Source organism: Rhizobium sp. CFBP 13644 (assembly GCF_014842165.1).
In the GTDB taxonomy this organism is placed as follows: Bacteria; Pseudomonadota; Alphaproteobacteria; order Rhizobiales; family Rhizobiaceae; genus Agrobacterium; species Agrobacterium tumefaciens_C.
Genome location: NZ_JACYVF010000007.1, coordinates 239,833 through 256,684 on the forward strand (window position 1 = coordinate 239,833; position 16,852 = coordinate 256,684).

The window sequence follows — 16,852 nt, forward strand, 5'->3', positions numbered from 1 at the left end:
CGAAACTTGCCGAAAACTATTTCGGCAAGCCTGCGTTGATATCCGCCTGGATACTTTATCCTTGATCTTTGGCGATAATATATAACATTTTGGTGGCCTGTTAGCCTTCTTTGATAGCAAACGACGCCAGATAGGCTTCCGGCTCATTTGGATCGAACGACTTGCCCATGACCGTGAAGTCCTTGGTTGCACCGGACATCGGCACGAGACCCTGCTCTTTCATCAGCCTGGCGGCGTCGGTCTCAAGGTAGACGCTTTTGGCGACCGCCTGGAAATCGATATCCTGCTTGATCTGCCCCCAACGCTTCATCTGCGTCAGAGTCCACACTGCATAGCTCTGCCAAGGAAAGGGATCGAAGGTGACGCGGTCGGGATCCGTTATGATGTTTCCGAGGCCATCGGCGTAAGTTCCGGTCAAGACCTGCTCCACAACGGTAAGCGGTTGGTTCAGGTAGTTTGCGGGCGCGATCGCGGCTGCAATTTCCTTGCGATTTTCCTGCTTGGAAGCATATGCGGTCGCCTCGAGGATCGCTCTCATCATTGCGGCAGATGTGTTGGGCATTTCTGTGAGCACGGACTTCGAAAGCGAAAACGAACAGCAGGGATGACCATTCCATATTTCCTTGGAAAGGATATGTATGAAGCCGATCTGGTCATAGACCGCCCTCTGGACGACGTTGTCGGGCGCGAGAAACCCGTCAATATTACCCGCCCGCAGGTTTGCGACCATGTCAGGAGGCGCGATGACCCTGAGCTCAACGTCGGTTTTCGGGTCAATGCCATGCTCGGCTAGGTAGTAGCGAAGCAGATAATTATGGTTTGAGAACTCGAAGGGGATGGCGAAGCGGAATCCCTTCCACTTCTTCGGGTTCCGATTGTCCTTGTGCTTGAGGGCAAGGCAGATCGCCTGCCCGTTGACGTTCTCAATCGCGGGAACGACGAATGGATTGGGGTCCGAACCAAGGCCGAGAGTGAGTGCCAGGGGCATCGGCGCCAGCATATGTGCGGCATCGTATTCCCGGTTGATCGTCTTGTCGCGCATAACCGCCCAGCCAGCTGTCTTGACGACCTGTGCATCTAGGCCCTGCTTTTTGAAGAAGCCCATGGGTTCGGCCATGATGATGGGCGTGGCGCAAGTGATCGGAATAAAGCCTATCTTTACGTCTGTCTTTTCAAGAGGCGCTGTGTCCGCGAAGGCTTGCGTTGCCCAGTTGACCGGAAGGATTGAGTTCAGTGCCGCAAGTGCGCTTGCCTTCCCCACTGCCTGAAGAAACGCACGTCGTTCCAACGTCTTGGGAAAAGCGGCCTTCAGCAGCGCGTTTTCCGTGACCTCTTTCAGGTGTCGGTTGCCGCTGATCGCCTTGTCGTGGCTTCCTTGATCGGCGTGTTTCCCGCAGTCGCAGCGGGTAGATAAAATGCGACCTTTGTAATTTAGCGTCTCCATTTTCTATAGCCTCTCGGTTGTGATCATTTTCTATAAAGGCGAGGCAAATTTCGTGCCATCCAAAGAAATAATTGTTAAACATTTGAATTGTCTAGTAAAAAAACTGAACGATTCTTTCTGGGCAAATCATTTCTCACAAAGATCGACAATTACCGACATTGTCGATCTTTGTTGACATGTCTCAGCTTCGTTGGCCCGATTGCAGCGAGGGTCCAACGACGAACCAAGCAAAGATTGGTCGGATCCGTGCTCCCAGCATTAAAAATCGAGTTTGGCACGCCGCTTGCTTAGTGAAGCACTATGACCAATCAAACGGTTGAAGGAATTCGCATGAAGCACACGAGCAAACTCGCTCCGATCTTACTATCTCTTGCCATTTTATGCGCATTGCTGATGGTCTGGACGGTGATGACCAATAGAGGTCCGGTCAAAGGCAACAGTTCCGTTGATCCGGCCTATGCCGCATTGATGGCCCCGTCCGAAACGACGCAGTCTTCTGGTCTCCCGACACCTTTGGAAGTAGGGGAGGCGCTATTGGACCATCTGTCCGACCCATTCTACGATGCGGGGCCCAACGACAAGGGGCTCGGCCTCCAACTGGCCTATTCGCTGGGGCGTGTCATGATCGGCTTTCTGCTAGCAATGGCCGTTGGCATCCCGGTTGGCTTTGTGATCGGCATGTCACCCTTGATTTCCAAGGCTTTGAGTCCCTTTATCCAGATACTCAAGCCTGTGTCGCCATTGGCTTGGATGCCGTTGGCGCTTTACACCATCAAGGACTCAGGCCTCTCGGCGATCTTCGTTATCTTCATCTGCTCGATTTGGCCCATGCTGGTAAATACCGCATTTGGCGTTGCCGGCGTCCGTCAAGAGTGGCTCAACGTTGGGCGAACTCTCGAAATTGCTCCGTTGAAGCGCGCTTTCACAATCATTCTACCTGCGGCCGCTCCGACTATCCTGACTGGCATGCGTATTTCTGTCGGCATAGCCTGGTTGGTTATCGTGGCCGCTGAAATGTTGGTCGGAGGAACGGGCATTGGCTACTTCATCTGGAACGAGTGGAACAATCTTTCGATCGTCAACGTCGTTGTCGCCATCCTCTTGATCGGCGTGGTTGGCATGATTCTCGACCAACTCCTTGCCGGCGTCACACGGCTTGTGACCTTTCAGGAGTGATAGACATGACTTCCAATGTGCGTTTGATCCAACAGAATTCCCCTCCCGCAAAGCCGCAACTTTCCGGCGAGCGCAGTGGGTCTAAAATGATATCCATCGAGGGCCTGGCGAAGCGCTATCTTCAACGGGGCGGTGAGCCGGTCACGATCTTCGAAGACCTGTGGCTACCCATCAGAAAGGGTGAATTCGTCTGTATTCTCGGTCACTCAGGGTGTGGCAAGACGACAGTACTGAATATTCTCGCCGGGCTTGCTGATGCCAGTGAGGGAACAATCATCGCCGCAAGCAAGGAGGTCAAAGGCCCGTCATTGGATCGCGCGGTCATTTTTCAGGGGCATGCGCTGCTGCCTTGGATGACCGTGCTCGGCAACGTCTCTTACGCCGTCAAGGCACGGCATCCAGAATGGTCGAAGCCGCAGGTGCGTGAACATGCCCTCAAATTCATTGGGAAGGTCGGCCTTGGCCTCGCTGCGCACAAGCGCCCCAATGAACTCTCCGGAGGGATGAAACAGCGCGTTGGTATTGCGCGTGCACTTTCCATCGAACCGAGCATGTTGTTGATGGATGAGCCGTTCTCGGCCTTGGACGCGCTGACGCGTGGAAAGCTTCAGGACGAGGTCCGCAGCATTTGCGCGGCGACCCAACAGACCGTTCTGATGATCACACACGATGTCGATGAAGCGATCTACCTTGCTGACAAGATCGTCCTGATGACAAATGGGCCGAACGCACGTGTTGCGGAGATCGTCCGCAACACGCTCTCGCATGACAGACACCGCAATGATCTGCACCGGGTGGATGGTTACTACGACATCAGAAACCACCTGATGGACTTTCTTGTGACACGATCTGCAAACTTCGACATTGAGGTCGAGACGGCTCGAGGCTGGTCCGCGCGCACGCCGCCGGTCGTTGAGGTCAGGCCAAGTCCCTGAATCTGGCACATAAATCCGCAGGTAACAACATTTTCAAAACCAACCGCAAAGGAAATGACACGTGAAACGTGAGCAACTCGTTGAAAAGATCCGTGATGCGAAGCGCGATAAGGACCTGACTTGGGAAGCGATCGCAGAGCAAGTAGGTGGTTATTCCAAGCTGTTCCTCATCACCGCGCTGCTTGGGCAAATGCCGCTGCCGCGTCGCGAGGCGGAAAACGCCGCGAAACTGTTCGAGCTTTCCGAAAGCGAAACCAAGATGCTGATGGAGGTGCCCTATCGCGGAGAGACGTCACTAACGCCCCCGACTGATCCCACGCTGTACCGTTTCTTCGAGGCCATGATGGTATTTGGTCCAAGCATGAAGGAGGCCATCCACGAGGAATTCGGTGACGGTATCATGTCTGCCATCGATTTTGATCTGAAACTCGAGCGTGAGGCCAACGACGCCGGCGACAGGGTCAAGATCACGATGAACGGAAAATTCCTGCCCTATCGCTATCACGGGCCCAAGGATGGCGCCGCGCCACTGGGCTTTAAATCAAAAGCTTGACCCCACACCAAAAAGGAACGCGAATGACATTTCACCCACACATGCAAATCGGATGTCTCGATGCCATCGAACCGGATGTTTATGGTCTTATCAAAAAGCAGACCGTAGATCTTGAAGGCGTATCTGTGACACGCGTCACATTTAGCGTCGGCGCGAAGTGGTCTAATGATCTCAAAGCTGTGCACGGCACTGAAAGTTGTATCTTGCCGCACGTGGGGCTGGTGCTTTCCGGGGTGCTTCGCGTTCGCATGAATGACGGCCAGGAAATGGACTTTGGAAAGAACGACGTCATGCTTCTTCCTCCGGGTCATGACGCCTGGACCGTTGGCGACGAACCATGTGTATTTGTCGAATTCTCACGTGGTAATGATTATTATGGTGGCGAGAGCCACAGCCACAGCCACTGACCCTGCTACGCTGCACCTCGTTTTGGCTGCAGCGTGCTACCCGGGCTACGAGCCGGTTGCTGCGGCAACTCGCGCTACCCACTCCCTTTCTCATCGCTGGCCCGGGGGGCTGTGGATTCGGAAAGTTTCATGTAAATGGCTTCCCAACCGAGGTTATGGTTCCTGTCGTTTGGAACCTTTTTGCGACGCGAGGCCCCGGGCGTTTTCCACGGAGCATCTATTTGGGTTGCAACTGTTGCCGAATCATTTGTCGAGCGGTTGTCGGTGTTGTGCTTAGTCGAATCCGTGCAGATGCATGCAGTGTGATCGCCAACATTCTTCCTGGACCGCTCTGACCGCCAGGGCCTCCTGCCTAACTTCGATTATTGGCCTGAAGGCCAACGCTATGTCATAGGGGTGATGTGGTGGATGCACCCCGTGGAGCTAAGTGTGATCGTTTTGAAACGCTCCTATGAGGAGAGCCGTCCATGGAGCCGATTGTTACGATAGGGCTTGATTTGGCGACGAGCGTTTTTAAGGTGCACCGGACGGGTGGTGTCGGGAATGTCGTCATTACACGTCGGCTCCGGCGAAGTGAGGTCGTGAGTATATCACCAAGGTTCCGGCATCTCGGTTGGTATCGAGCACAGGAGGCGCTTACCATTATTTTGGCCTGGGCTTTCTAAGCTAGGTGAAGATCATGACGCCTGCCTATGTTACACTGTGTCGAATGCGCCAAAACAGATGCAGTTGATGCGGAGGCTACCACGGAAGCAGTGCCGCGCTCAATGATGCGGTTAGATCCGTTGAGCAACAAGCTGGTCTGATGCTCAATAGGTCCGCGACCTGTTGGTGCGCCAGAGAGGACGCGCTATCAATGCTTTGCGAACCCGTGATATGGAAGCTATCCTACGCGGCGGCGGTTGCGTAACACCTGTCCAGATTCGAGGCAAACCCTTTCGAAGTGGTTTGCATCAAGGCTGAGTATGAATGACGAGCCGGCCGAAAGCTTCGGAGAAAATACCAAAACACGCATTTAACCACTCAACATCCCAAGTGATCATTGCAGGTTGTAAGAGCGCAGCTGAGATTTGGAGCATGCATGCTGCCGCGCTCACTGATAAGACTGGCACAGAAATTCATCAAGTTGGACTGAACCCACTCGCCACATACACTTGTTAACTGGCTTGAGCCATGGGCAATCTCAGGTTAGCCCCAATCATGATCATCCTCACAGCATCTTCTGCGGCGCGGGCAAGAAGTTTTGGGGCCGAAGAAATCGCATCCTCCAGCGTGCATGGGCGGGTCAGGATCGAGGCAAATGCGTCTATGCCGCAATTGAGATTGAGCCTCACACCCTTGCCGATCGTACCTGCCAGCGCGACCACCGGAACGCCTGCCTGCTTGGCGCGGCGGGCAACCTCGGCCGGAACCTTACCAAATGGCGTCTGGCCGTCCAGACTACCTTCCGCGGTGATCACAAGGTCGGCGTGGCGGATGTATTCGTCAATTTCCAGATATTGCATGACGATATCATAGCGCGGGTGAAGCTTGCCGCAGAGCAGACCGAGAACGGCAGCACCCAATCCGCCAGATGCGCCAGCCCCCGGAGCCGAGCCAACATCGCAACCGGTGGCATTTTCGATGCAGGTCGCATAGGTTTCCATGGCCGCAGCCAATTGCTCGACCTGTTCCAGTGTTGCCCCTTTCTGCGGGCCAAAAACGCGCGCCACACCGCGCTCGCCGAGAAGCTGGTTATGCCAGTTCACGGCAGCGTCGATACGAACCTGGGACAGGCGCGGGTCGCGGCCACTGATGTCGATGTGTCTCAGGTTCACCAATGCGGCACCACCACGGTCGAGTTCTTTGCCTTCGGCGTCCGTCAGCCGGACACCCAACGCCTGTGCCATGCCAGCACCGCCATCATTAATACCGCTGTCGCCACAGCCTAAGAGAATCCGCTTCGCGCCAAGATCGAGTGCGACGCGAACCAGTTCACCAACGCCGTAACTTGTCGTTAGGCACGGGTTACGGCGTTCACGCGGAACGAGACTGAGGCCAGCCGCGGCGGCCATCTCGATCACTGCGGTAGACTCGGCGCTTCCGCCAAGCAGCCCGACAAAGGCAGCGACAGGCTGCCCGAGTGGGCCAGTTACAATGGCAGGATGGATTGTGCCTTTGGTGGCATCGACTAGCGCGCGGGTAAACCCTTCACCGCCGTCAGCCATGGGTGCCTTGATAACAACCGCGTTTGGGAAAGCGCGCAGCACGCCTTTTTCGATGCAGTCGGCAGCCTGTTCTGCGGATAGGCTTTCCTTGAAACCCGATGGGGCTACGACGACGCGGAATGGCATGGGATGTTCCTTTCGTGACAGATGAGTGACACGGGAGGAACGTGGTGGCTCGACACTTATTCCGCGCCTGAAGATATTTATTCGGCTAAATAAAAAAAGGGCCGCATCATGCGGCCCTTTTGGGTTCTTAACTGATTGAATAGGATGAATATTTCATCGGAATTCCTTGGCCGGGCCACAGGATCGTTGCGAGTAAAATGAGAAGAATGATGAAGGGCGGTGCCACATAATAGCCGAGCTTTCGCAGATCACCCTGAGTGAAGGCAGCAGGCTCGATGCCCCCGAACAGCGCCACCGGTTTCGCCGATACCATGGTCGTTTGGCAGAACCCGCTTGCGAGCGTCACGACCATGACGAGGGCAGCTGGATTGACGCCCAGCGCCGACAGGGGCAGGGCGAAAGCCGGAATGAGAACCGTAACCCGTGCCGTACGCGACGTAATCACCAAATGGGAAAAGGTGGCGACGATCGCGGCAAATGCGATGATGAGGACCGGGGAGGAAACCATTCCCTGCCGAAAAACATTCACCAGCCTGTCCGCCAGCATTTGGGCCGTCCCTGTCTCGATCAGCGCTTCGCCGATGACCAGAGTGCCCGCCATGAATAAGAGCAGGTTCCACTCGACGGTTCTCAACGCGTCCTTCAGGTTTGTGCCAGAGAGCTTGGGGACGCAAAGGACAAGCATTGCGGCTACGCCGACAAGCGCCATGCCGATACCATGAAGGGACTGCGTGGCAAACAAAACAATGGTGCAGCAGACCACACCGGCGACCGCTATCTGCTGACGGGAAAAAGCAACCGGACGCTTCAGGGCCGGGCTGCTGTTTATCGTTATGTCGCGCTCCTCTTTTGTCAGAAACACCTGAAGCAGGATCGCGCAAGTTGTAAGGCAGATGACCAGCGAAAAAGGACCTGCCAACACCAGCCAGTCGATAAAATCGGGACGGCTCCCGGTAAGATTGGAAAGGAAACCTGCAGCGACGAGATGCGCGCCTGCGCCGATGAGAGAAGCGCCTGCCGAAAGAAGGATCACCGACGGAAAGAGGAGACCGAGAGCTCGCGAAATCCTCACATTATCGATAGCGGCAGACAGCCCAAGATAAACCGGCATGAGAATGGCGGCCCTGGCGGATGTGGATGGGATAATGAACGCGGTGGCGAATGTCAGAAGCGTTAGCATCCAGAACATCGAACCTATACTGCGCATTCGCGGCATCAGGCGTGCGGTTATCTGTTCGATAAGACCAACATGGCGCAGCACACCTGCAATCACAAATGCCGATAGAAGAAGCCAGATGATGTCATTGCCCAGCGACCGATAGACCAGTTCCTCCGGAATGGCCCCCACAATCGCAAGGGCAAGGGCTCCAGCCAACGCAACAGGGGTCTCCGGCAGTTCGAGGATCGTCCAGGCCGTGATTGCGCAGACGAAGATAAAGAGTGTCGCCCGCATCGGCGTCGTGAGGCCATCTGTGGCAAGAAAGATCAGGATGCCCGCAAAGACTACTAACAATGCCGCGACCACTCGCCTGAGTTGTTGCACGGATACATGTGCCACTGGAACCGTGCCGTCAGTCTGTTCTTTTTGCGGATTTGCCGCGGGCAAAGACATCAGATGTGCCACCGGTTGTTCTCCTTCGGGTTACGCCCTGACCAGGGGGCAAATGCCAGAACGGGAGTACCAAATCCCGCGGTCCCATTGTGAACGTTCCGTGATGGAGAATATTCCCGCCCGACTCCATTTTTTGAAAGGCCCGATCTCAGGCGGAAAACAGCGGCCCTCAGCGGAATAAGCTGGCCTCTGCAGCGTTCATCCATCGCAACAGATACAAAGATGAAGGAGAATAGCGATGAACCGGTTTCTTGCCAGCAACGCCAAGGCGCTGCTGGCCGCCACCGCCCTGACGGTCACGGTGCCTGCAGCGAATGCCATGCCATATCTGTCACCGCAGTTGGCTGCATCCTCGCAACTCATTCTGGTCGATCATGATGATGATGATCGTAGGTCTAGCGGCCGGTATCGTGGTGGGGACGATGGATGGTCATGGTTTCGCGGTGATCCCCGCGACAACGACAATGATGACGATGACGATGACGATGACGATGACGATTGATGCCATCGGCATCGAAGTCTGACAATGATGCCCGGCCTCGTGCCGGGCATTTCATTTGCGCTCTCAGCTGTGGCACAGGGCGCGTGCGTTCAGCAAACCCCAGCCGAAGGTCGTATCCTTGCCAGGTGCGCCCATGTCGCTGGCAGAACGCGTCAGGGCGTCGGCCACGTCGTCAGGACCCATTTGGGGGTTTGCTCCGAGAAGCAAAGACGCAGCAGCCGTTACGAAGGGCGCGGCGAAAGAGGTGCCAGTCTTCTGTCTGCCGCCGGAAACGGATGCAGCCGTCCAGACGCCGACGCCGGGTGCGGCGATATCGATATGATCGCCACGAACGGCGCGCCGGTAGGGCTTCATATTTCTGTCCACGGCAGTGACAGCGATGACCTCGGGGTAGGCTGCGGGATAAACGGGTTTGGCGTTTGGACCGTCATTGCCCGCTGCGGCGATCAGGATCGTGCCTTTTGAAATCGTTGCGCGCACAACTTGCTTAAACAATATGTTGGGCGGGCCGCTCAGGCTTAGGTTCACAATCCGGATGTTTCGCGTCGACATCACGTCAAGCGCCCTGACAAGATCGTATATGTCCGCGATATCGGTCGCCTTGCGATAGCGCTGGAACGCATCTATCGCCACCAGCTCAGCTCCAGGGACAAGGCCTGGTGCTCGGCTGTCTGCTGCTCCGACCAGCAGGGCCGCGACGGCCGTACCGTGCTGCTCACCAGACGTCGGCTCCGCACCACCTTCCAACTGCACCACCTCGATCCTGCTTTTGGAAAGAGAAGGATGTCCGGCGTTGATAGCCGTATCGATCAGGCCGATCGGCATTGGTGCAGAACAGCTTGTCGCTTGAGTTTGCCCCCTTCCAGAAGGCCAGCCAACCACGTGCCTGACAAGTTCACAGCTGGTACCGGTGCATGACGGCGGCTCCTGCTGTTCTGGCTGATAGAAATGGTTGAAATCGACCGATGCGGAGGGGTCCGCGGTCACAGCGACCTGCCGGGCAGCATCGAGTGTCATCCCCCGCGGTATCGTCAGTTTGACCAACTCGCTGCCCGTGAGTGCAATTGTCGTCCGCTGTTTGACTGCAAAGCCAGCCTGCGTCAGTTCTAGGATAGAATTTTCGTTGAGGCCCAGCGTAACGATTTCGTATGGTGCGCGATCTGGAACAGATACCGCACGTCGTGGTGGGTTGCGCTCTGTCCGCTGGAACGGCCATCTCAAAAAGGACCCTAAGTTTCCGCCTGAACGACGGCCGTCATCGCTGCCGCCATTCTGGCCTCCCGATGAACTGTTAGCGCCGCCATCATCATCATCGCCGCCATCGTCGTCGTCATCGGCAATTGCGGCAGACAACCCACGCAGCATGTGAGCCGATTGCATCAGCGGCAGCGCTGTTACCACGCTTGAGGCAATGAGAATCACAATGGTAAGCCTGAACCGCAGTGAAATGATTTTTGACACGTCGCTATCTTTCGTTGAAAACTGGGGCCGAATTGTTCGGACACAGGTATTAATGTCACCTCAGGTAGACGTTTGTCTCGACAAAATATTCCAAACCGTGCCAAACAACGGCATGATGAATGACACTCCGACAGTAGCGCAGCGGTTGGTGGATTTTCTGCCCAACATGCGACGGTTTGCGATTTCGCTCTGCCATTCGCGCGAATTGGCTGATGATCTCGTGCAGGCCGCCTGCGAGCGGGCGATCATGGCTGCCGACAGTTTTGCCGCCGATACCCGCTTCGATGCCTGGATGTTCCGCATTCTCCGCAACCTGTGGATCGACCATCTTCGCAGGCTCCGCACCGCTGGCCCCCAGGAGGATATCGAAAAAGCCCACGATGTGTCGGTCCCTTCCGGCGAGGCAGCCACCCATGCACGCATGGAACTGATGGAGGTTGCCACAGCCCTCCAGAAGCTGCCAGTTGAGCAACGCGAAGTGCTGGTGTTGGTCTGCGTCGAGGAGTTGAGCTACCGCGACACAGCTGATGTTCTTTCCATTCCTATCGGCACGGTCATGAGCCGGCTGGCCCGCGCACGCAAAAATCTTGCGGAACTAACGGGAATAAACCTTGGCGAAAAACGTTCGTCCGATAGGAAAGGCGGCGTGGCATGAATATGAAACATTTTGACGACGAAACACTGATGGCTTTCGCCGATGGTGAACTCGATGACGCAACGAGCCGCCGGGTGGAAGCAGCGCTCGAGACCGACGAGGCCCTCGCGGAACGACTTGCCGTTTTTCTGGATACACGGCTGGCAGTCGCGGACGCGATGAAGCCGTTGATTAACGAACACGTCCCCGATGTATTGGCCGCATCTGTCCACCGCATGGTCGAAGCCGCCCGCAAGAACGCATCTGAAGTGGAACAAAGCAAAGTCGTTTCAGGCAATTTCATCAAGAAACGCCAACGCTCAGGTCGGACTTGGCTGATTCCGCTAGCGGCCTCAATTCTTGCCGTGATCACAGGTGTTGGCGGTTTTGTTGCCGGTCAAAGTGGCCTTTATGTCGTTCCGTCTTCTAAAGACTCCTTAATTGCTGCACTGAGCCGACAGCCTTCAGGCAGTGATGTAGTGCTTGGCGAAACTGAAACGCTGCACATCGTGTCTAGCTTCTTCGACGGTCAAGGCGAACTATGCCGTGAGTACGAACTGAGGCGCAAGACGGAAGTAACAGGGACGGTCGCCTGTCGGATGAATGGTGCCTGGGTAACACGTGTTGCTCTCACGTCACCACGCTCCGCAGGCTATGTGGCGGCCTCGTCACAGGAAACGATGGACGCTTATCTAGCTTCAGTCAATGCGGGCGAACCGCTAAGCAATGACGAGGAAAAAAGAGCTTTAGCAAAATGAATTAGATGTTTCGGGAGCCTTTTCAGATGCAGAAATCAACAATGATGCACGACATCAACAAACCCTTCGTCAATGATGTCGGCTCTGCCCCGCATGTTGTACGTAACCTGGAGGAGTTTTTGTAAATACGGCGCAACTTCTCCATTAGTCTCTGATCAAAATTTGCATGTGACGGAGCAGGTTCCACGGTTACGGCACCCTAGTCACGGACCTAAATCGTAATCCAGCCCGAAGACCGCCTTCAGTTCTATTTTGAAGAGTGATCTCTACGTCTAGGCGTTCCGCAGCGAGATAGGCGATCGCGAGACCCAGCCCACTTCCCATCGTCGTCTTATTGCGTCCCCGAAAGAAACGATCACAGACTTTGGAGAATTCTTCCTCGGGGATCCCGGGTCCTGAATCGTCGATGAAGACACCGACGACACCTTGAGCGGTCCACACCCCACACTGAACGGATTGGTCAGCGAGCGAATGCAACACGGCATTCTCAAGCAGGTTCCGCGCGCAAAGCATAAAAAGCGACACATCCATGACGATGGTGACCGCAAAAAGCTGCGGCGAGATATCGATCACAGCCGCAGTCGGGTAGTGCTGCTTTATGTCGGCGGCAAGCGTCTTCAGGATTTCACCAAGGTTGACCTTGTCATCCTGACTGCCGGCCTGTCCGCTTTCAGCATTGGTAAGGTCTGTGAGTTGCCGCACGAGGCGCGCTGTCCGGTCCACGCCAACGACAATCTGCCGTAGAGCATTCTTGCGGATGTCTTCGTTATCGCTGCCAAGCGCTATCTGCGCCTGGGTCCTTAATCCAGCGATAGGGGTGCGCAGTTCATGTGCCGCAAACGCTGTGAAATCGCGCTCGTGCTCCCGCGCCGCCGTGACACGCGCGAACAGGCCGTTGAGGGAACGGATCACCGGCTTGATCTCTGAGGGGCTATTATCATCCGGCAAGGCGCTGAGATCGGATGCGGGGCGGGTCCCCAGCTTTTCGGCCATGGAACTTAGCGGGGCCAGCCCCTTGCGGACGCTCAGCCATATCAAGCCGGCCAGCACAGGTAGGATCAATAGTGCAGGCAGGGCCAAGCCTTGAATAACATCTGTTACAAGGCGGTTGCGGACGCGCATGTTGTCACCGACCAGAACACGCATTCCCAATGTCTCGTTCACAACCGCGTAAACCCGCCAGGTTTCTCCGTCGACCAGTGTTTCCGAGAAGCCCGACCTGTTTTCTGTTAGCGGTTGCCCGGGAGCTGCGTCGGAGCGCCCGATCAGCGTGCCATCCAGCGCCCAGATCTGGCAGGAAAGCTGCCGCTCATAGGGTGTGTGCATGGTCGCAATTTCCGATGGAATATCGGTCTTTTTTGCGGGGTTTATCTCTTGGCTTGTGATGAGCGAACTGACCATGCGCGCCGCTTCTGTCAGCCTCGCATCCAGCACGCGTTCCACTTCTGAACGGGTGCTGTGATAGATCCAGGCAGTCGCTGACAACCAGACAATGCCGGTGGTGATCAGCAGGATGAAAAACAGACGGGTGCGGATTGAGGTCATGTGCGAATGTCCTGCAGACGATAGCCGACCCCGCGTACGGTCTCGATAACGCCCTGGCCAAGTTTGGCCCGCAGATTGTGGATATGAACCTCAATGGTGTTGCTTTCGACATCCTCCTGCCAGCCATATAGCCGATCCTCAAGCTGCGATCTGGAGTGAATCTGACCAGGCCGTTCGATGAGAGCGTGCAGGATGGAGAACTCCCGGCGCGAAAGGCGCAATGGCTCTCCATCGCGCGTCACAGCCATGCTGGAGGGATCGAGAACAAGTTTGCGCCATTGAAGGTGGGCGCTTGCATGTCCGGTAGTCCGTCTGATCAGGGCTCGCAGTCGCGCCGCAACTTCGTCCAGATCGAATGGTTTTCCGAGATAATCGTCGGCGCCCGCGTCAAGGCCTGCAATACGATCGGCTATAGCATCGCGCGCCGTCAGCAACAGCACCGGCACCTTGGCCTGACGGTCACGCAAATCAGCCAGCACATCAAGACCTGATCCGTCCGGCAGCATCAAGTCCAGAACGACTGCATCAAAGGTCGACATACGCAGTGCCAATATTGCATCCCCACAACGCGAAACCGCATCGACGGTAAAGCCCGCAAGGCCAAGCCCGACTTGCAGGCCGTTCATCAACACCGCGTCGTCCTCGACCACAAGGATCCTCATTCTGTTACGTCCGATCTGCAAACAAAGTGCTATGTGTCAGTGCCGACCTTAAGCCAGCCTTAAGGTGGCGGGAGGAATTGCCATGCAGCTAACGCTCAGTTGCCAGGCGCTTTGCCCATGAAAGGAACTCTCCATGTCGCTCTTGTCTCGCCGAAACGCAATCCTTTCCATAGGCGGTGCTGTTTTCGCAAACTTGGTTGCAGGCCGCGTCGCTTTCGGTCAGGAGGCTGTCTCCAAGGAGATGATACTCAACGATCCGGCGGCACCCGTCGGCGGCAATCCAAAGGGTGATCTGACGATCGTGAATTTCACGGACTACAATTGCCCCTATTGCAAAAAGGTAGCGCCTGTTCTGCAACAGATCATCAAGGAAGACGGCAATATTCGTCACGTCTACAAGGACTGGCCAGTGATCCGCCCAACCTCCATCGACGGGGCGGAGCTGGCGATTGCCGCGAAATATCAAAACAAATATGAAGTCGCCCATGATGCGCTGATGACTATTCCCGGCTCCGGCCTGACCAGAGACCAGATGCGCAAGAAGCTTCAGTCCGCCGGGATCGACATGAAGCGTCTCGATGCGGATTTGACATCGCACCGGGCAGACATCGATGCGCTCATCAAACGCAACATGGCCCAGGCGGATGCGATCGGGCTTACGGGGACCCCGTCTTTTCTGATCGGCTCGTTTCGCACGTCAACGCTGGATTATGCTGGTTTCAAGCAAGTTATCGCCGACGCACGGGCCAAGCAGACCGCGGCGCGGTAGGGCGATTACGCCTTCACCCGCTATGACCGCCGTATCCTTTACCGGAACAATCAATATTACGGTCATTGAACGCGGCTGGTCAAGCCTGCCTCAAGTTGCGGCATAACAGCTGACGCAACGATTGCATGAAGCCTGGAGTGCCTGTCTTTGCCTGGAAAAGCCGTCTGGTCTGCCTTCATCGCCATTACCCTGGCAATATTGAGCATTATTCTCGTGCCGTCTGCTTTAGCACAAGCACCGACAACGATTGCCGCCCCGCTTTCGCCCGACAAGGCGTTCGAACTCTCGGCCACCGCGCGGGGCGACGGCCGCATCATGCTCGAATGGATAATAGCACCGGGTCATTATCTCTATCAGGACAAATTCGGCTTTACGCAGGCGGGGATGGATATTCCGGCCCCCTTGCTTGAGGGTGATGGCCAGACCAAAAACGACCCGACCTTCGGTGTAACTGCTGTTTTTTACGAGAAAGTTGCCGCAGTATTGCCCCTTGCAGGATCCTCTGACCCTGTCGAGGTTCAGTATCAGGGTTGTCAGGAAGACAGGATCTGCTATCCGCCACTGACCCGTTACGTCGATATGAAGACGCTTGCTATCACTGATCCGCAAGACCGTGCCGCTGCGTCCCTTGCCAATGAATGGTCCACTCCGGGCACCGTTGCTTCGGAAAGTGTGATCGCCGTTGCAACGGATAATGGCACGATAGTCGGTTTGCTCCTCAAAGACGGCGGCGTGCCGATGGTGCTTGGCAGCTTTTTGCTATTCGGTTTCCTGCTGGCCTTCACACCTTGCGTGTTTCCAATGTATCCGATCCTTGCGGGGACAATCGCGCGGCAGGGAGAATCTGTTACGCCCTTGCGGGGCTTCACTCTTTCGCTTGCTTATGTCGCTGCCATGGCAACGGCTTTCGGTCTGCTTGGCGTCGTCGCAGCCTGGTCGGGCCAAAACCTGCAAATGGCGCTTCAATCGCCGTTTGTGGTTGGTACCGTTTCACTCCTTTTCGTCTTGCTGGCGGTTTCCATGTTCGGCGTGTTCGAGCTTCAATTGCCGTCTGCCCTGGTCAACCTGATCGGCAGACCCGGCAATAGACGTCGTGGTTCGGTGGCCTCCGCAGGATTGATGGGATTTACCTCCGCGCTCATTGTCGGCCCGTGCGTTACTGCACCGCTGGCGGGTGCGTTGCTCTACATCGCCCAGACAGGTGATGTCAGGCTTGGGGCGGCGTCGCTTTTCGCCCTTGGTCTTGGAAAAGGCATCCCACTGATTGCGTTCGGCACGCTTGGCCCGCGGGCCTTGCCAAAAGCCGGTTCATGGATGACTGCCGTTCGGCAGGCATTCGGCTTTGTCTTTTTGGCCACCGCTATCCTGATGGTTTCGCGTTTGATTGTGGCAGAGGCGGCGCTGGCGCTTTGGGCTGTATTGGCTATCGGTCTGGGGGCGTGGCTCGGCGCTTTCGATGTGCTTGGCCCCGATGCGACCGCAAGGCAGCGCGTGGCCAAAGCTGCGGGTATTTCGGCCGCGCTCTACGGTATTTTCCTTGCCGTTGGCGCAGCCAGTGGGGGCACCGATCCCTTCCGTCCGCTTGGCAATCTGGTGGCGCAGCGTGCGGTCAAGCAAGACGACACCCGAACGCTGGCTTTTCGGACAGCAGGCACGCCGGCTGAACTTGATGCAGCGGTCGCTGCCGGGCAGGGCAAGCCGGTTCTTATCTATGTGGCCGCCGACTGGTGCGTTACATGCTCGATAATCGAGCGGAGCGTTTTGTCTGATCCGGCTGTTGAGGCTCATCTTACCCGCTTTAATCTGATCAAGCTCGATGTCAGTGACAATACCACCGGGCAACGTCAGGTGATGAAGGACCTGCAGGTTTTTGGGCCGCCAACCATGATCTTCGTCGATCCGCAAGGACGGGAAAAAATTGGAACACGTCTGATCGGCGAGGTCACCAGCGCCACACTGCAAGCTTCTGCAATTGCGACCGGAAACCCCCGATAAATACCATCGACACGCGCGAAATTCCGCCGTTTTCCTCAATCCCCGCTCAATTGGCACACCGCTGCG

The 16,852-nt window shown here is 56.1% G+C and carries 15 protein-coding genes; 9 read left to right on the forward strand and 6 right to left on the reverse strand.

Annotated elements, in window-relative coordinates; all coding sequences use genetic code 11:
* Nucleotides 1-100 precede the first annotated feature (100 nt).
* Complete coding sequence (locus tag IFT53_RS17815) at nucleotides 101-1,444, reverse strand: CmpA/NrtA family ABC transporter substrate-binding protein (RefSeq protein ID WP_192067827.1); 1,344 nt, start codon at nucleotides 1,442-1,444, stop codon at nucleotides 101-103.
* Nucleotides 1,445-1,774: 330 nt separating this feature from the next.
* On the opposite strand from IFT53_RS17815, the gene ntrB reads away from it, so the two are divergent.
* The 4 genes from ntrB to IFT53_RS17835 all read left to right on the forward strand — a co-directional run bounded on the left by ntrB (nucleotide 1,775) and on the right by IFT53_RS17835 (nucleotide 4,515).
* The gene (ntrB, locus tag IFT53_RS17820; protein WP_192067825.1) at nucleotides 1,775-2,620 is read left to right on the forward strand and encodes a nitrate ABC transporter permease; all 846 of its coding nucleotides are present in this window, start codon (nucleotides 1,775-1,777) and stop codon (nucleotides 2,618-2,620) included.
* Between the two features lie 86 nt (nucleotides 2,621-2,706).
* Complete coding sequence (locus tag IFT53_RS17825; RefSeq protein WP_243258481.1) at nucleotides 2,707-3,555, forward strand: ABC transporter ATP-binding protein; 849 nt, start codon at nucleotides 2,707-2,709, stop codon at nucleotides 3,553-3,555.
* A gap of 61 nt (nucleotides 3,556-3,616) precedes the next feature.
* Entirely contained in the window at nucleotides 3,617-4,108 is a 492-nt protein-coding gene (gene cynS, locus IFT53_RS17830) for a cyanase (protein WP_192067821.1), read from the forward strand.
* Between the two features lie 23 nt (nucleotides 4,109-4,131).
* On the forward strand, nucleotides 4,132-4,515 hold the full coding sequence (locus IFT53_RS17835; RefSeq protein ID WP_192067820.1) for a cupin domain-containing protein: 384 nt from the start codon (nucleotides 4,132-4,134) through the stop codon (nucleotides 4,513-4,515).
* Nucleotides 4,516-5,672: 1,157 nt separating this feature from the next.
* On the opposite strand, the gene IFT53_RS17840 is transcribed toward IFT53_RS17835, so the two are convergent.
* Entirely contained in the window at nucleotides 5,673-6,848 is a 1,176-nt protein-coding gene (locus IFT53_RS17840; RefSeq protein ID WP_192067818.1) for a glycerate kinase family protein, read from the reverse strand.
* Nucleotides 6,849-6,975: 127 nt separating this feature from the next.
* Nucleotides 6,976-8,472, reverse strand: coding sequence for an SLC13 family permease (locus tag IFT53_RS17845; protein WP_342365857.1), 1,497 nt, complete (start codon nucleotides 8,470-8,472; stop codon nucleotides 6,976-6,978).
* A gap of 226 nt (nucleotides 8,473-8,698) precedes the next feature.
* On the opposite strand from IFT53_RS17845, the gene IFT53_RS17850 reads away from it, so the two are divergent.
* Nucleotides 8,699-8,962 (forward strand): hypothetical protein, encoded by a 264-nt coding sequence (locus tag IFT53_RS17850; RefSeq protein ID WP_192067816.1) that lies wholly within the window; start codon nucleotides 8,699-8,701, stop codon nucleotides 8,960-8,962.
* A 63-nt stretch (nucleotides 8,963-9,025) separates the two neighbouring features.
* Here the strand turns inward: IFT53_RS17850 and IFT53_RS17855 are convergent, their stop codons facing one another.
* Complete coding sequence (locus tag IFT53_RS17855; protein WP_342365856.1) at nucleotides 9,026-10,423, reverse strand: S8 family serine peptidase; 1,398 nt, start codon at nucleotides 10,421-10,423, stop codon at nucleotides 9,026-9,028.
* A gap of 112 nt (nucleotides 10,424-10,535) precedes the next feature.
* Between IFT53_RS17855 and IFT53_RS17860 the strand changes: the two genes are divergently transcribed.
* Complete coding sequence (locus IFT53_RS17860; protein WP_192067814.1) at nucleotides 10,536-11,078, forward strand: RNA polymerase sigma factor; 543 nt, start codon at nucleotides 10,536-10,538, stop codon at nucleotides 11,076-11,078.
* Nucleotides 11,075-11,815, forward strand: coding sequence for an anti-sigma factor family protein (locus IFT53_RS17865; RefSeq protein ID WP_192067812.1), 741 nt, complete (start codon nucleotides 11,075-11,077; stop codon nucleotides 11,813-11,815). Before IFT53_RS17860 ends, IFT53_RS17865 begins: the two co-directional genes overlap by 4 nt.
* A gap of 189 nt (nucleotides 11,816-12,004) precedes the next feature.
* On the opposite strand, the gene IFT53_RS17870 is transcribed toward IFT53_RS17865, so the two are convergent.
* Together IFT53_RS17870 and IFT53_RS17875 are read right to left on the reverse strand one after the other, a co-directional pair.
* Nucleotides 12,005-13,360, reverse strand: a complete 1,356-nt coding sequence (locus tag IFT53_RS17870) for an ATP-binding protein (protein ID WP_192067811.1) — start codon at nucleotides 13,358-13,360, stop codon at nucleotides 12,005-12,007.
* Nucleotides 13,357-14,022: a response regulator gene (locus IFT53_RS17875; protein WP_192067809.1), complete on the reverse strand. Its 666-nt coding sequence runs from the start codon at nucleotides 14,020-14,022 to the stop codon at nucleotides 13,357-13,359. The genes IFT53_RS17870 and IFT53_RS17875 overlap by 4 nt, the downstream gene beginning before the upstream one ends.
* 133 nt (nucleotides 14,023-14,155) lie before the next feature.
* Between IFT53_RS17875 and IFT53_RS17880 the strand changes: the two genes are divergently transcribed.
* A complete protein-coding gene (locus IFT53_RS17880; RefSeq protein WP_192067808.1) occupies nucleotides 14,156-14,791 on the forward strand; it encodes a DsbA family protein in 636 nt (211 codons plus the stop codon).
* A 147-nt stretch (nucleotides 14,792-14,938) separates the two neighbouring features.
* Nucleotides 14,939-16,786 (forward strand): protein-disulfide reductase DsbD, encoded by a 1,848-nt coding sequence (dsbD, locus tag IFT53_RS17885; protein ID WP_192067806.1) that lies wholly within the window; start codon nucleotides 14,939-14,941, stop codon nucleotides 16,784-16,786.
* Nucleotides 16,787-16,852: the final 66 nt, after the last annotated feature.

Coding starts and splice junctions, on each gene's coding strand:
- IFT53_RS17850 (WP_192067816.1), top strand. CDS start 8,699: ATGAACCGGTTTCTTGCCAGCAACGCCAAGGCGCTGCTGGCCGCCACC.
- IFT53_RS17825 (WP_243258481.1), top strand. CDS start 2,707: ATGATATCCATCGAGGGCCTGGCGAAGCGCTATCTTCAACGGGGCGGT.
- ntrB (WP_192067825.1), top strand. CDS start 1,775: ATGAAGCACACGAGCAAACTCGCTCCGATCTTACTATCTCTTGCCATT.
- IFT53_RS17875 (WP_192067809.1), bottom strand. CDS start 14,022: ATGAGGATCCTTGTGGTCGAGGACGACGCGGTGTTGATGAACGGCCTG.
- IFT53_RS17815 (WP_192067827.1), bottom strand. CDS start 1,444: ATGGAGACGCTAAATTACAAAGGTCGCATTTTATCTACCCGCTGCGAC.
- IFT53_RS17840 (WP_192067818.1), bottom strand. CDS start 6,848: ATGCCATTCCGCGTCGTCGTAGCCCCATCGGGTTTCAAGGAAAGCCTA.
- IFT53_RS17880 (WP_192067808.1), top strand. CDS start 14,156: ATGTCGCTCTTGTCTCGCCGAAACGCAATCCTTTCCATAGGCGGTGCT.
- IFT53_RS17870 (WP_192067811.1), bottom strand. CDS start 13,360: ATGACCTCAATCCGCACCCGTCTGTTTTTCATCCTGCTGATCACCACC.
- IFT53_RS17835 (WP_192067820.1), top strand. CDS start 4,132: ATGACATTTCACCCACACATGCAAATCGGATGTCTCGATGCCATCGAA.
- IFT53_RS17860 (WP_192067814.1), top strand. CDS start 10,536: ATGATGAATGACACTCCGACAGTAGCGCAGCGGTTGGTGGATTTTCTG.
- IFT53_RS17865 (WP_192067812.1), top strand. CDS start 11,075: ATGAATATGAAACATTTTGACGACGAAACACTGATGGCTTTCGCCGAT.